At 73.6% G+C, this 14,576-nt stretch carries 12 protein-coding genes; 3 read left to right on the forward strand and 9 right to left on the reverse strand.

Translation table 11 applies throughout. The annotated features are described in order from the left end of the window. Positions 1–262 precede the first annotated feature (262 nt). The gene (locus AB0J39_RS31745) at positions 263–2,518 is read left to right on the forward strand and encodes a serine/threonine protein kinase (RefSeq protein ID WP_363471513.1); all 2,256 of its coding nucleotides are present in this window, start codon (positions 263–265) and stop codon (positions 2,516–2,518) included. Positions 2,519–2,799: 281 nt separating this feature from the next. Here the strand turns inward: AB0J39_RS31745 and AB0J39_RS31750 are convergent, their stop codons facing one another. The 3 genes from AB0J39_RS31750 to eccCa form a co-directional block, all read right to left on the reverse strand. After that, positions 2,800–3,927, reverse strand: coding sequence for a transglycosylase SLT domain-containing protein (locus tag AB0J39_RS31750; protein WP_363471515.1), 1,128 nt, complete (start codon positions 3,925–3,927; stop codon positions 2,800–2,802). Between the two features lie 91 nt (positions 3,928–4,018). Then, entirely contained in the window at positions 4,019–4,324 is a 306-nt protein-coding gene (locus tag AB0J39_RS31755; RefSeq protein ID WP_363471517.1) for a hypothetical protein, read from the reverse strand. Between the two features lie 20 nt (positions 4,325–4,344). Beyond that, positions 4,345–8,328, reverse strand: coding sequence for a type VII secretion protein EccCa (gene eccCa / locus AB0J39_RS31760; protein WP_363471519.1), 3,984 nt, complete (start codon positions 8,326–8,328; stop codon positions 4,345–4,347). A 73-nt stretch (positions 8,329–8,401) separates the two neighbouring features. Here eccCa and eccD point away from each other — a divergent pair, with 73 nt between their 5' ends. Continuing rightward, positions 8,402–9,880, forward strand: coding sequence for a type VII secretion integral membrane protein EccD (gene eccD / locus AB0J39_RS31765; RefSeq protein WP_363471521.1), 1,479 nt, complete (start codon positions 8,402–8,404; stop codon positions 9,878–9,880). 23 nt (positions 9,881–9,903) lie between these two features. On the opposite strand, the gene AB0J39_RS31770 is transcribed toward eccD, so the two are convergent. The 6 genes from AB0J39_RS31770 to AB0J39_RS31795 all read right to left on the reverse strand — a co-directional run bounded on the left by AB0J39_RS31770 (position 9,904) and on the right by AB0J39_RS31795 (position 13,633). Beyond that, on the reverse strand, positions 9,904–10,683 hold the full coding sequence (locus AB0J39_RS31770; protein WP_363471523.1) for an SGNH/GDSL hydrolase family protein: 780 nt from the start codon (positions 10,681–10,683) through the stop codon (positions 9,904–9,906). Further along, positions 10,670–11,407, reverse strand: coding sequence for a PadR family transcriptional regulator (locus AB0J39_RS31775; RefSeq protein WP_363471525.1), 738 nt, complete (start codon positions 11,405–11,407; stop codon positions 10,670–10,672). Before AB0J39_RS31775 ends, AB0J39_RS31770 begins: the two co-directional genes overlap by 14 nt. Positions 11,408–11,483: 76 nt before the next feature. Next, positions 11,484–11,861: a YbaB/EbfC family nucleoid-associated protein gene (locus AB0J39_RS31780; protein ID WP_363471535.1), complete on the reverse strand. Its 378-nt coding sequence runs from the start codon at positions 11,859–11,861 to the stop codon at positions 11,484–11,486. A gap of 11 nt (positions 11,862–11,872) precedes the next feature. Then, positions 11,873–12,262 carry a YbaB/EbfC family nucleoid-associated protein gene (locus tag AB0J39_RS31785; protein WP_363471527.1) on the reverse strand — a complete coding sequence of 130 codons (390 nt, stop codon included), beginning with the start codon at positions 12,260–12,262 and terminating at the stop codon, positions 11,873–11,875. Beyond that, positions 12,259–13,122, reverse strand: a complete 864-nt coding sequence (locus AB0J39_RS31790) for a hypothetical protein (protein WP_363471529.1) — start codon at positions 13,120–13,122, stop codon at positions 12,259–12,261. Before AB0J39_RS31790 ends, AB0J39_RS31785 begins: the two co-directional genes overlap by 4 nt. A gap of 10 nt (positions 13,123–13,132) precedes the next feature. After that, positions 13,133–13,633: a hypothetical protein gene (locus AB0J39_RS31795; RefSeq protein WP_363471531.1), complete on the reverse strand. Its 501-nt coding sequence runs from the start codon at positions 13,631–13,633 to the stop codon at positions 13,133–13,135. 257 nt (positions 13,634–13,890) lie between these two features. Here AB0J39_RS31795 and AB0J39_RS31800 point away from each other — a divergent pair, with 257 nt between their 5' ends. After that, positions 13,891–14,331, forward strand: a complete 441-nt coding sequence (locus AB0J39_RS31800) for a YbaB/EbfC family nucleoid-associated protein (RefSeq protein WP_363471533.1) — start codon at positions 13,891–13,893, stop codon at positions 14,329–14,331. Positions 14,332–14,576: the final 245 nt, after the last annotated feature.

A 14,576-nucleotide genomic window follows, 5' to 3' on the forward strand; every position in this document is an offset into this window, starting at 1 on the left:
TCCGTTCTGGTCGACAAGGGGGCGATCGACCTGGCGCTCACGATCGCGGTGGCGGCGCTGTGCGCCGCGGGCCTGATCGTGGCCGTGCGGGTGTTCGTGCCGATGGGCCGGCGCAGGGGGTGGCGTCCCGGCCGAGAGAGTTGACACGCCGGCATTGGGTAATTGACGCTTCAATGTTTTGGGCTGGCGAAAACTGCTGCTTTGTGTCGGGTGCTCTTGGTTGAATGATCCTGATCAGGTCGCTTTTTCAGAAAGGACTGAGATGCACCCTTTACGGCCGGGTGATCCCGAACAGATAGGCGAGTACGCCATCCTGGGACGGCTGGACGAGGGGCCCCGCGGCGACGTCTATGTCGGCAAGGAGTCCGGCGACGACGCCCCTGTGCGGGTGATCAAGCTGTTGGCCGCCGAGCCGGGTTCGGGGCAGGCCGTCCTCGACCGGCTCACTGTGGCCACACGTGTGTCCAGCTCATACGTGGCCCGCACGATCGCGGCGGGCCTGCTCGGCGATCGGCCCTACGTCGTCAGGGAACACGTCGAGGGGCGCAGTCTGGCCGCCGCCGTCGCGGCCGGGGGCCCGCTCTCCGGCGAGGCGCTCGAACGGGTCGCGGTGGGCCTGCTCACCGCGCTGACCGCGGTGCACCTCGCCGATCTCGCGCACGGCGCGCTCACCCCGCACAACGTCATCGTCGCCGACGACGGGGTCAAGCTGACCGACGTCGCCGTCGGGCCGCCGGTGGGCGAGCCGGCCTACCACGCTCCCGAGCAGATCAGGGGCGGGCCGTACGACGCGTACGCGGACATGTTCGCGTGGGCCGCCACGGTCGTCTTCGCCGCGACGGGGCGGCCGCCGTTCCCGCAGGATCCGCAGGCGGTGCTGAACGCGCCGCCCGACCTCGGCGGCCTGGACGAGCGGCTTCGTCAGGTCGTGCTGCCCGCGCTGGCCAAGGAGCCGGGACAGCGCCCCACCGCCTACGCCGCGATGCTGCGGCTGCTCGGCGGCGACGCGGGTGCGCAACCGGCGGCGGCCCCGGCCTCGGGAGTGGTGCTGCCCCCGCAGGCGCCGCAGCCTCCCCAGCCCGCGCAGCCGCCGCTCGGGGGGATCCCCGTTCCGCCGGTCCCGCAACAGACGTGGGGACCGCCGACCGTGCCCCAGCAGCCCCAGCAGGCGCCGGCCGCTTCCTGGCAGCCGCCCGCCATGCCGCAGGAGCAGCCCCCGCAGCAGACGTGGGGGCCGCCGACCGCCCAGGGCCAGGTCGAGCCGGCCAGGCGCAGGCCTTTCCCCGTCGGCCTGGCCGCGGCGGTCGGCGCCGTGGTCCTGCTCTCCGGAGTGGGTCTGTGGGGCGCGGGCCGGTATGCCGAGGTCCAGCTGTCGCCGGCGGCCGCGGAGCGCGCCGCGGGGCAGCACGGCTCCGACGGCAAGGTGGCCGCGGACCTCACGGACGCCGGTGGCGGGGCTGCGGGTGGTGGGGCCGGGGGCGGCGGAGCCGGAGGCGGCGGGCAGAACCCGACGGCGGCGCCGCAGGTGACAGTGCCGTGGGCGCTGTCGTCCGACGACCCGGACTCCCCGGTGCAGCCGCTGGTGTTGCCGAGCGACTGGCCGACCGACGGCCCGGTGACGCCGGAGCTCACCACGGTCCCGACGCCGGGCCCGATCGTGCCGGTGCCGACCCAGCCGGTGGTCCCGCCGCCGCCGCAGCCGACCGGTCAGACGCAGCCGACGGTCCGGGTCACGACCACCGCCACGGTCATCGCGACGCCCAGCCCGGTGCCGACCGAGCCGACTCCGGAGCCCCCGCCCACGCAGTCGCCGAGCCCGGCGGCCACCGAGACGCAGGAGCCGGTGCCGAGCCCGGACGAGCCGAGATGGCCCGCCCGGCCGAGCCCGAACGCGACGCCGTCGCCGACCACCGCCGAGCCGTCGCCGAGCCCGGCCGCGCCGTCGCCCACCGCGACGGTCGCACCGACGCGGACGGCGACGCAACCGGCGACGCCGCGCCCGACCGCCACGGCGCCGCGCCCGACCGCGACCTCACGCCCGACCGTGCGGCCGACGGCGCGGCCGACGGTCACGAGGACGACGACCCCGCCGAAGCCGACGGTCACGGCGAAGCCGACGGTCACGGCGAGACCGACGCTGACGGTGAAGCCGACGACCCAGGCGCCGAAGCCGTCCAGCACCGCCGGTCCGGTCAGGAACCCCTACTCCCCTGAGCAGGTCTGCGGGGCGGGCTTCTCCGTGCAGCGCAGCAGCACTCTGGCGGGTGGCGCCATCTACCAGCTCTACAACGCGGGCACGGGGGAGAACTGCGTCGTCACGATCAAGACGGCCGACGTCGGCAAGGCGACGCCCGTCTCCGCGACCCTGGAGGTCCAGGGCGGCGTGAGCAAGACCGACCGCGGCAGCTACGAGTACTACGCCGGCCCGGTGAAGCTGCAGGCCAAGGGCAAGTGCGTCAGGTACCTCGGCCGCGTCGGCGGGGCCGGCGCGAGCGCCGACTGGGGCAACTGCGGCTGACGAAGCCGGGAGGCGGACCGGGAAATCCGCGTCCGGATAGCCGCTGATGAGGAAGGCCGGGCGGGCAACCGCCCGGCCTTCCGCGTTGGCCACGACCGGGGCGCGACCGGCTATGACGGGCCCTCGGGTGGCCCACGATCTGCCACGATCTGCCACGGCAGGCCCTCAGGTGGCCCCTCGCCCCGCCCTTCCGCGTGCCGTGCCGCGTGCCGTGCCGCGTGCCGCGTGCCGCGCCCGGCCTCGCGCCCGGCACCGCCCGCGTGGCGGGCGACGGCGGGTGCTCAGTATCCCCGGTAGCCGGTGCCGGTCTTCATGCCGACCACGCCGGGCACGGCCGAGACCGAGCCGTAGCGCTCGATGGCGTACCGGACGCCCGCCACGATGTTGTCGACGGGATTCCAGATGTCCTTGTGTCCCGGCAGGGACCAGCGGTTGAACGTCGGGTCGATGGTCTGCATCAGCCCCTTCGACGGCGTTCCCGCGGCGGCGTTCGAGTCCCAGTTGTTGATCGCGTGCGGATTGCCGCCCGACTCGTGCCTGATGATCATCCAGATGTCGTCCCGGTTCATCTTCTCGACCGGGTAGCCCTGGGCCCTGAGGATCGCGACGGCCTGGTCGATCCACTCCTTGACCTGGCCCGTGGGCGCGGGTCCGCCGCCGGGCGGAGGCGGGCCGCTGGGGCCGTAGCCGCCGCCACCCGCGCCCCCCGCACCGCCGCTCAGGCCCGTCTGGCCGTACGACGCGTACGTCGGATGCGCCTTGTCGCCGGGAGCTCCCGTATGGCCCGTGTAGCCCGGGTCGCGGCGCCAGTCGACGGTGTGTCCCTGGCGGGGAACGAAGTCCTGTTTGCCCGGATCCGGGATTTTGGCGAAGGTGGGCGCGCCGTCGCGGTAGTCGGCGCCCAGGCGGGCGCCCAGCGTCTTCGCGGCGTCGCCGACGGCCGTGGTCACCTGCTCCAGGTGCGGCCGGGCGTCCTCGACGCCTCGGGCGACGATGGCCCGCAGTCCCTTGTTCAGCTCCTCGTCCGTGACGTCCTTGTTCCGGGCACGGTAGGCCGCCGCGTCGGCGACGACGCCGGAGCAGATGCCGTCGATCTTCGACTTGGCGCTCTCCAGCGCGGTGGCGACCTTCTCCAACGCGCCCGCGCACGCGACCAGAGCGTCGTGGAGGCCGTCCGCCGCCTTGCCGTACCTGCCCATGTATCCCACGAAGGCATCGGCGGACAGGCCCTGCCAGGCGGCATCGACCGTGCGTACGGCCCGGCCCACGCCGCCCGCGTAGTCCTGCGCGTCGCCGGCCGCGCCGCGCCACTTCTTGGCGATGTCGCGGATCCCGCCGGGATCGCCGTTCACCTTCTCCGCCATGGCGGCCAGCTCGGCGCCGCCGGGCAGATCCCCCACGCCACTCATGTCATCCCCTCGCGTGGCGGCTCGGGGTGTCGTGCCGGAGGCGCGCAGGTGACCCAGCAGCGAGACGCACTGTGCTTATTGATTCGCTCGCTCATACCCGCATCGACCCGGATGTGCCCTTGTGGGCGGTCCGGACGTTGTCCTGAACCGTTTCCAGCGCCCGCTCCACGCCCTTCAGCTTGGTTCTCGCGTCGGCGGCCTCCGCAGTCAGCGCGGCGTAGGCGGTGTCGACCGCCTGCGCCAGCGCGGCGGCGCCGTCCACGTGCCCGAAGGCGGCCGCCCGGGTGCCGGGCGTCTCGGGTAGACCGCCGTGCAGGCTCTCGTACTGACCCCAGGCCTTGCTCACCGCCGTACGGCAGCTCTCGAGCGCCTGGAAGTGGATGTCGAAACCGGCCACGAACCGCTCCTTTCCGCCTGTCACTCGCTGTCCACCGGAGGCAGGAACGCGGTCTGGGCGAGCCGCGCGCCGAACCTCCTGTCGACGTGGTAGCCCCGGCCGGGCGGCAGCGGGTGCGCCCGGACGTTGCCGAACAGGTAGCCCTCGTCCTTGTTGCCGGACAGGATGACGGCGGGGCTGGCCATGTCCTTCAGCTTCTGGATGACCGGGTCGTACATGGCCCGGCCGGCGCCGCCCATCTGACGCGACAACACCAGGTGGAGCCCGATGTCCCGGGCCTGCGGCAACAGGTCCACCAGGGGCAGCAGCGGGTTGGACGAGGTGGCGACCAGGTCGTAGTCGTCCACGACGATGTAGACGTCCGAACCCTGCCACCAGCTCCTCGTCCGCAGCTGCTCGGGAGTGAGGTCGGCCGGCGGCAGCCGCTTGAGCAGGGCCCCGCGCACGTCGTTGACCAGTTCCTGCGCGGCGGTGCTCGACGCCGCGTAGCCGATGCGGTGGGCGGTCGCGGCCGAGTCGAGCAGCGACCTGCGGTAGTCGACGACGATCATCATCGCCTCGTGCGGCTGCCGCCTGGCCACCAGTCCCTCCGCGACGAGCCGCAGCAGGTTCGACTTGCCGCTCTCGGTGTCGCCCAGGACGACGAAGTGCGGGTCGGCGTCGAAGTCGAGCAGCACGGGTGAGAGCGTCGCCTCGTCGATGCCGATGGGGATCTTCGGTCCGCTCTCCTCGGGGCCCGGCAGCGAGGCGGCGGGCAGCACCGGCGGCAGCAGCCGGATCGCCGGCGCGGGCGGCCCCTGCCAGGCGTCCCTGACGGCGTGCACCAGCCCGCGGACGCCCGCGGCGAGGTCCTCGGAGCTCTGCACGCCGTCGATCCGCGGCAGCGCGGACAGGAAGTGCAGCCCCTCCTTGGTGAGGCCGCGTCCCGGCACCCCCTCGGGAACCGCCAGCGACGCCTTCCTGTTGACCTCGGACTCGTAGGCGTCGCCGAGTTTGAGCTCGACCCTGGTGCCGAACAGGTCGCGGATGCTCGCCCGGAACTCCGACCACTTGTTGGTGGCCGCGACCACGTGGATGCCGTACCCGAGGCCGCGGGCGGCGATGTCGGTGACGACCGGTTCGAGCGACTCGAACTCCTGCCTGAGCGTCAGCCAGCCGTCCACGACCAGGAACACGTCGCCCCAGCCGTCGCCGTCGCGGCCGGACTCGGCCCGCATCCGGCGGTAGGCCGCGACCGACTCGATGCCGTGCTCGGCGAAGTCCGCCTCACGCCGCTCCAGGATCGTGGAGATCTCGGCGACCGTACGGCGGACGCGGTCGGCGTCGAGACGGCTCGCGACGCCGCCCACGTGCGGCAACGCCTCCAGCGAGGCCAGGGAGCCGCCGCCGAAGTCGAGACAGTAGAACTGCACCTCGCGAGGGGTGTGCATCAGGGCCATGCTCGTGATCAGGGTCCGCAGCACCGTGCTCTTGCCGCTCTGCGTGCCGCCCGCGACGCCGACGTGGCCCGCGCCCCCCGACAGGTCGAGCCAGTAGGGATCGCGGCGCTGCTCGAACGGCCGGTCGACGATGCCGACGACCGCGTGGAGCATTCCCCGTCCGCCCCAGCCCGCGGTGGTCAGGCCGTGCTCGGGGGTGACGGACAGCGGCGGCAGCAGGTGGGCCAGCGTCGGCGGCTCGGCCAGCGGGGGCAGCCAGATCCGGTGGGCCGGCGGGCCGTGACCGGTGAGCCGGCCGACCACGACGTCGAGCAGGCTGTGCCGCGGCCCGCCGGGCTCCTCGGCGGGCGCCAGCTCCTTGGACGGCTCGGCCATCTCCACCACGGGAGCGAAGGCGGTGCCGTACTCCACCACGTCGCGCATCGGCCGCCCGGCCTCGCCGGCGGCCGACCGTCCGGGGTCGGCGTGGTGGGGACCGGACACGTAGGCGGCCTTGAACCGGGTCATCCCCGAGGTGTCGTACTTCAGGTAGCCGTTGCCCGGCGCGGGCGGCAGCTCGTAGGCGTCGGCGACGCCGAGCACGACCCGGCTCTCCATGGCCGAGAACGTGCGCAGGCCGATCCGGTACGACAGGTGGGTGTCGAGGCCGCGCAGCCGGCCCTCCTCCAGGCGCTGGGAGGCCAGCAGGAGGTGCACGCCGAGGGAGCGGCCGAGCCGTCCGATCATCACGAACAGGTCGATGAACTCCGGCTTGGCGGTGAGCAGCTCGCTGAACTCGTCGATCACGACGAACAGGGTCGGCATCGGCTTGAGGTCCGCGCCCTGCTCCCTGGCCCGCTCGTAGTCGCGCAGCGAGGCGTAGTTGCCCGCGGCGCGCAGCAGCTCCTGGCGGCGCACCATCTCGCCGTGCAGCGCGTCGTGCATGCGGTCGACGAGCGGCAGCTCGTCCTCCAGGTTCGTGATGACCGCCGACACGTGGGACAGGGAGTCCAGGCCGAGGAACGTGGCGCCGCCCTTGAAGTCCACCAGCACGAAGTTGAGGATCTCGGAGGAGTGCGTGATGGCCAGGCCGAGCACCAGGGTGCGCAGCAGCTCGCTCTTGCCGGAGCCGGTCGCGCCGATCACCAGGCCGTGCGGCCCCATGCCGCCCTGCGCGGACTCCTTGATGTCGAGCTCGACGACCCGCCCGTCCGCGCCCAGGCCGATCGGCACCCGCAGCCGGTTGCGGCCCGCGCGGGGCTGCCAGATCACCGCGGGGTCGAGGTGGACGGGGTCGCCCACGCCGAGCAGGTCGGTGAGCGAGGTGTTGACGCCGAGCACGTCCTGCGCCTCGCCCTGGGCCCCGGCGGAGGCGCGCAGCGGCGCGAGCTGCCGGGCCAGCCCCTCCGCCTGGGGATAGCCGAGGCGGTCGGGGTCGCCGAGCCGGTTGCCCGACCGCCGCCCCGCGTGGTCGATCTTGACCATGTGGAAGCCGTCGGGCTGCACGTCCAGCCGGAGCGTGACCGCCTCGGGCACCGGCCCGGTCGAACCGGACAGGTCGATCACCGTCACGCCCTGGATGGCGTCCGAGCCGAGCTGGCTGTCGTGCGGCACGTGCCCGCCGTCCACGATCACCACGTGGTACGGCAGGGCGTCGGCGGAGGCGCCGGGACGGAACCGGGCCCGTTCCCTGAGCTCCTCTCCGACCAGCGTGTCGAGGTGGGCGAGGTTCTCCGCCATGAGCCTGACCTGGCCCGCCGCGTCGGTCTGCTCGGGGTGCAGGGCGTGCGGCAGCCACTTGACCCACTCCCAGTGGGGCATCCACTCCTTGCTCGCGCAGATCATGATCCGCATGTCGTCGGGGGAGTGGAAGACGACGAGCTGCGCGATCACCGCCCGCATCAGCTCGCGCATCGCCGCGGAGTCGCCGGTGAGGTGGATGCGCGCGAAGGAGTGCAGGGCGACCGCCACGGGCAGCCCCGACACCGTGGCGTGCGCCCGGACGAACCGGCGCAGCGCGCCCGCCGACAGCGCGTCCAGGTCCTCCACCGGCTTGGTGTCCGGCGGGACGAGCTGGATGGCCAGCTTCTGCACGCCGGTGCCGAGCCGTACGGTCGCGAAGTCGTCGTCGCGCGGTCTGCGCTCCCACAGGCGCGGCCCCATCGCGATCCACCACAGCGACTCGGGCGGCGGCCCGCTCCACTCCAGCGCCTCCCGCTGCTGCACGGCCGCCCTGCGGACCTTCCTGCGGATCTGCGACAGGTAGCGGAAGTAGTCGCGGCGCAGCCCGTTGAGGCGGTTCCTGCGCTCACCGGCGTTGCGTCCGAGCTGGCCCATGCTCATGCCGACCATCGAGACGGCGAACAGCCCGCTGGCCACGTACATCAGCGGATTGCCGGTGCCGCCCGCCGTGAACATCAGCGCCATCGCGGCGCCGCCGGCCAGCATCGGCACGTACGTGAGCACGGACATCAGGCCCTGCGGCTGGACCTCGGGAATCTCCGGTGGGGATTCCAGGAGAATCTCACCGCGGGGCGGTTTGGGGCCCGGGCGGCGCTCGGGGCGCGAGACGACGACAATGCTCATCTGACTGACTTTTCTACCAGGTTTGCCGATATTTTCGGGCTGTCAGAGAGATCTTCGGGAGAGGATTCCCGCCGTGTCATCGCCGGCCCCCATTCAGGTTCAGCACGGCCAGATCCAACAGGGTCATGTCCAGCAGGGGCATGCTCAGCAGGGCGCGCTGCCGCAGGCGGCCGCGCCGCTGCCGCCCCTGTGCCACGTCACCGTGGTCGCTCCACGCAGGAAGGCGGACCTCGCGCTGCCGGCCGACATCCCGCTGCCCCACGTCCTGCCCGGGCTGCTGCGGGCGGTCGGCGAGGTGGGCGGCGACGCGGCCGCGGCCCCCGGCTGGGTGCTGCAGCGTCTCGGCGGCCCGCCGCTCGACCTTGCCCAGAGCCTGGGCGCGCTGGGCGTCCTGGACGGGGAGATCCTGTACCTGCGCCCGCGCGACGCGGTGCTGCCGCCCGCCGTGTACGACGACGTGGCCGACGTGGTCGCCACCGGCACCAAGGAGGGCGGCGGCAGGTGGGAGCCGCGGCACACGCGGCTGCTCGGCATGGGCGTGGCGGCCGGGCTGCTCGCGCTCGGCGCCGTCGTCCTCGCGCTCGCGGCGGCTCCGCCGAGGCTGACCGCCGGAGTGGCCGGCGCCGTCGCGGTGCTGCTGCTCGCCGCCGGGACCGTGGTGTCCAGGGCCGTCGGCCAGCCCACCGCCGGCGCCCTCATCGGCTACGCGGCCCTCCCGCACGGCTTCCTCGCCGGGCTCTTCACACCCGGCGCCTCGGGGGCCGTACTGGTGCTCGGCGCGCCGAACCTGCTGGCCGCGCTGGCGTACACCGCGCTGGTGGCGACCGTCGGCGGCGTGCTGATCGCCGACGGCGTGGCGGGTTTCCTCGGCGTCGCGGTCGCGTCCGTCGCCGGGGCCGCGGGCGCCGCGTGCGTGATGGTGTTCGGAGGACCGGGCGCCGGGGCGGCGGCCGTGGTCGCGACGGTCCTGCTGGCGTTGAGCCCGCTGATCCCCACGCTGTCGTTCCGGATGGCCCGGGTGCCGCTGCCGCCGCTGCCCACCAGCGCTGAGGAACTGCGCGGCGACAACCAGCGGATCGACGGCCCCCTGGTGCTCCAGCGGACCGCGCAGGCCCACCGGTACGCCACCGGCATGGTCATCGCGATCGCGCTCGCCGGCGGCGCGGCCGAGCTGCTGCTCGTCCAGCAGGGCGGCTGGGTCGCCCGCGCGACGGCGGCGACGCTGGCGCTGGCGCTCGCGATGCGGGCGCGGGTCTTCGCGGGGGTCGCCCAGCGGCTGTGGATGGTCCTCGCGGCCGTGGCCGGGGCGGTCGCGCTGGCGTTCGCGCTGGGCACGGGCGCCGACGCGGTCGCCGAGGTGGCCGTGACGATCGGGGTGCTGTGGACGGCCCTGCTCGTGCTCGGCCTCGGCCTCTGGCTGCCCACGGGCAGGCCGTCGCCGTTCTGGGGACGGGCGGCCGACATCCTCGACGCGCTGCTGGTCGTCGCGCTGGTCCCGCTCACGCTGGGCGTGCTCGACCTGTACGCCTGGGTGCGCGGCCTGTCGGGCTGACCCTCAGCACGGGCGTCCTGCGGTCACGCCGTGGGCAGTACGGGCAGCAGCGCGGGGCGTTTGGCGGCACGGCCGTCGCCGGACGACCTGCCGAGGAGGCGCCGCACCAGCCACGGGCCGAGGAACGTGCCCGCCCAGCGCAACTCGGCGCCCACGGCCCGCCATCCGGCCGGATCCACCGGGGGATGCAGGGGCAGCGTCCAGCCGTCGTCGCTGCCGGGCAGGCCGAGGGCGTGGGCCACGGCCGCGGCGATGCGCTCGTGGCCGAGCGGACTCGCGTGGAGCCGGTCGGCGCTCCACAGCCGGGGATCGGTGCAGACGGCGTGCGGCGCCGTCTCGGCGACCACCACCCCGTGGCGGGCCGCCGCCGCCCGGATCCGGTCGTTGAGGTCGAACACCCGCGACCGGAGCGGCCGGGCGATCGGCGCGATCTTCCCGACGTCCGGGAACGTGAGGGTCGCGACGCGGGCGCCGGCGGCCGTGAGACCGGCGAACATCGCCTCCAGGTGCCCGGCCACCTCGGCGGCGTCGAAGCGCGGCCGGATCAGGTCGTTGACGCCCGCGACGACGGTGACCAGATGGGGGCGCAGGGCCAGGGCCGGCGCGAGCTGCCCGGCCCGCACCTCCCCGGCGAGCCGCCCGCGCACCGCGAGGTTGGCGTACGTGACGTCCGGGTCCACCGTCGTGAGCCGCTCGGCGAGCCGGTCGGCCCAGCCGCGCGGGTGGGCGGGGTCGCCGTCGCCGAGCCCTTCGGTCTGGCTGTCGCCGATGGCGACGTAACGCAGGCGCTCACCGTTCGGCATGGGTCACCTCCGGATTGCCGGGAACCGGTGCGGTCCCCTCTCGTGGCCTGGACACGGTCCCTGTGCCAGGCGTGGCCGCCGCCGCTCCGCCCGGCGCGGCCGGGGTCCCTTGGTCTGGCGCGGCCGGGGTTCCTTGGTCTGGCGCGGCCGCCGTCCTTCCGCCCGGCATGGCCGTGCTCCTTTCCCGCAGGATCGCCGCGGTCCGCAGGCACCAGTCGCGGTTGCCCTCCTCGAAGGCCAGACCGCGCAGGCAGGTCAGGTACGGCCCCACGCGCCGGCCCGCGCGGAGGAACTCCTCTTCGCCCAGGTCGCCGCGCATCTTCCGCAGGATCCGCCGGAACAGATCGATCTTGGCCTCGGCCGCGGCGGCCCTCTCCTCGACCTGCCGGATCAGCGGCCCGGCGTCGACGTGGTCGGCCGCCTGCACCTTGACGAGCAGGTCGTCGCGGATGAACGACGGCTTCGACGCGGCGGCCGCGAATCGCTCCAGCTCGGTGAGCCCGGCGTCGGTGACATGGAAGAGGCGCTTGGCGGGCCGGGTCTCCTGGACCACTCGCCGCCCCGCGACCAGCCCTTCCCGCTCCAGCTTGGCCAGCTCGGCGTACAGCTGCTGGGGCAGGGCGTGCCAGAAGTTCGCCACACCGACGTCGAACGCCTTGGCCAGCTGGTAGCCGCTGAGCTCACCGTCGAGCAGCGCCGCGAGGACGGCGTGCCGCAGGGCCATGGAACCGCTCCCTTCGCTCTCCCATAGTCAAGAATATGACTATTCAAGGAATTGAGCATCAGGGGGGTGGCCTCGGTCAGGGCCGGTGAACGCTTTCGGGCGACGCCCGCTCGTCGAAGGCGCGGCGGGCCTCGCCGAGGAGGCCGGCCACGTGGGGCAGGCCCGCGGCGTCGAGCCCGCCGCGCAGCACCTCCTCCTTCGCGGCCTCCGCGGCCGCCTCGGCCCGCCGTACGGCCTTCAGGACGGCCTCGGCCAGCGCGCGGCTGTCGAGCCCGCGCATGCTGAGCGGGTGGATGTGGAGGGCACGCAGCGTGCCGACGGCGTCGACGGTCGCGGTGATCCGGCACCCGTCGGCACTCCCGGCGTACTCGCGCGTGCTCCATTCGGCCGCGAGCTCGTCCATCCACGCGGCCGCCGCCGACAGCCGTTCCATGCGCGCGCGGAGCTCACGCATCTCGTCCACGGTCACTCCGCCCGGAGCAGAGCCTGGACGTACGGGGCGAGCGGGTCGCCGGGCGGAGGCTCTTCGCCGGAGCCCGCCGTGAAGTCCGCCATGGCCTTCCCCAGCCGCTCGCCCACCTCGCTCCGCGCGGCGGCGATCGCGCCGAGGATCGCGGCGGACATCGCGAGGTGGTCGAGATCGCGCATCGCACGCGGGTCGACGGTCAGCCCGAGCAGGTGGCCGGCTCCGGAGACCCGGGCCACCACGGCGCCCGTGGCGTCGGTCCCCTCGGCCACCTGCTCGCTCAGCCCGTGGAGCAGGTCGGCGAGCGCGCCGACGCGGCCCTGGACCTCCCGCACCAGCCCGGCGACGTCGCCTTCCCTGCCCTCGTTGAACGCGGCCGTGTTCCTCACCGGGGCTCCTCACTCGCGGGCTGCCAGTAGTCGTGGATGTGCGCGCGGTCCGCCACGGCGGGGGTGAGCGTCAGGTCGCGGCGGCCCCGCGCCGGGTCGCCCTCCTCGAAGAAGGCGGCCCGTACGTCGTTGAGCTTCTGCTCCACCTTGTTGAGGTCGCCCTCGCAGGCCATGTAGATGTCGGCGAACTGCTTGACGAGGTTGCCCAGCGCACTGGCGAACACGCCCACCTGCGATATCAGCGCGACCCGCCCGGCCGGGTGCGCGCTCATCGCCGCCAGCGTGCGGAGGATCGGCGCCGAGGCCGCGTAGAGGCCGAACACGGACAGGTCGTACTCCAGCACCTCCTTGAACTGGTTGTGCATCGCGCCGCTCATCTCGCCGGTGACCCCGTGGAGCTTCTCGTACAGGACCGTGGTGTTGAAGCGGACCCGCCGGCCGAGCAGGTCGGCCGCGTGGCCCTTCCAGTTCGGGCTGACGTCCTGGAAGTAGGAGAACCAGATGTCGGACCTGCCGCTCTCCAGCCGGCTCCCCATCTCCTTCCACAGCTCCCGCCGGTCGTAGAAGAGGAAGGGATTGCCGAGGTTCAGCGTGGCCGCCACGTCCAGGGCGAGGGCCGCGCCGCCCAGCCCGGACATGGCCATCGCCGTACGCGTCTGCTGCCGCAGCGGGTTCAGCCCTTTGACCAGATTGCGGAAGAACCCCGGATCGGTGCGGGCGGCGGCGGCCCCGTCGGCCGGCGCCACGTGTACGGCTCGCCGGACGTTGCCGCTCGAGTCCGTGATGTAGAGCTTCTGGGGGCCCGGGGCGGACCGCCCGGGGACGAACAACGCTCCGGGCTCGCCGGGTGGGGTCGACATGCGGATCCTCTCAGGGACGCGTGGTGCGGGCGGCCGCCGCGCCGGCCTTCTCCGCGGCCACGTAGTTGTCGGCGGCCCTGACCAGCGTCTCGCCGTCCCTGCGCAGGGCGTCGCCGAGGATGCCGGCCGCGCCCGACCAGGTGTCGGAGACGGTGTTGAACCGGTGGACGAAGGCCAGCCCGACGATGGGGACCCCGGCGAGCGGAGCGAGGTTCCAGCCCTCGAACCGGGGGGTGGCGTCCTTCATCCGCCGGACGCCCTCGGCGGAGCCGCCCACCGTGCCGGCGAACTTCCTGATGAAGCCCGCGGCCACCTCGTAGCCGGGCAGGCCGGACGAGCCACCGGACGAGCCACCGGACGAGCCACCGGATGAGCCACCGTCCGGCGCCGGCACCCGCGCCGGGACCCGCGCCGGGACCAGGGCGGGCCCTCCTGGCAGCTGCCCGCGGATCGAGTCCGGCAGGCACGGACCGGCCGGGCACGGAGGCGTGTGCGGGCAGGGGCTCACCATCGCGGAGACGGTCGAGGCCGGGAGGGCGGACGTCCCGGATGGCCCGATGGAAGAGGATGCGCCGTACGACACGTGATCTTCCCTATCACCGGGCTCCGCGCCCCCGCCATGCGCGGGGGTGACGTTTCCGCAGGTGGAAAGCGGAAATTCGGGGCTTGTTCACTGGCGTGTAACGGCGAGCCCGCAAACCCCGTACGCCCGCCTTTGATGCGTTAGCGTGCCGATGTTCCGGAAATCGCGGCAAAAAGGGGGCTCGTATGGCCGGCAGCGCATTCGACGACTTCGACGTGGAGCGGTTCGGCCAGCGTGCCGACGCCAGGATCGCGGCCGTCGAACGGCTCCAGGACACCCTGTCCTCGCTCGTCGGCCGGGCCCGGGACGAGGACGGCCTGGTCGAGGTGGAGTTCACCGGCCGGGGGCTGAGCGAGCTGGAGCTTCACCCCAAGGCGATGCGGCTGAGCTCCGGCGAGCTGGCCGAGCGGATCAAGGAGACGGTGCGCGCCGCGTCCGACGACCTGTACCGGCAGATGAACCGGGCCATGGCCGAGGTCCTCGGAGAGGACGGCGACCAGACGAAATTCCTGGACGACCCCGAGGCCGTGCTCAACCAGGTCAGAGAGGCGGAGTCCGCCTTCGACCGCACCGCGGAGGACGTGCTGGGCGAGCTCGACCGGATCAGCCGCAGGCTGAACCTCTGACGGCGGCGCGTCCGTCTTCCCAGGGCCCGGGCCGGCGCTAGCCGATGCGGTCGGGGCTGGTCGTGCTCGTCACCCGCCAGACGTCAGGCTCGGGGTCGTAGATCTCCCGCTCGCGCTCGTCCTGCCCGCCCGTCCCGGCGCCGCCCGCCGGCGCGTAGGGGAGGAAGGACGAGCGCGAGCGGGAGATCTACGACCCCGAGCCTGACGTCTGGCGGGTGACGAGCACGACCAGCCCCGACCGCATC

It is taken from the genome of Microbispora sp. NPDC049633 (assembly GCF_040675265.1).
In the GTDB taxonomy this organism is placed as follows: Bacteria; Actinomycetota; Actinomycetes; order Streptosporangiales; family Streptosporangiaceae; genus Microbispora; species Microbispora maris.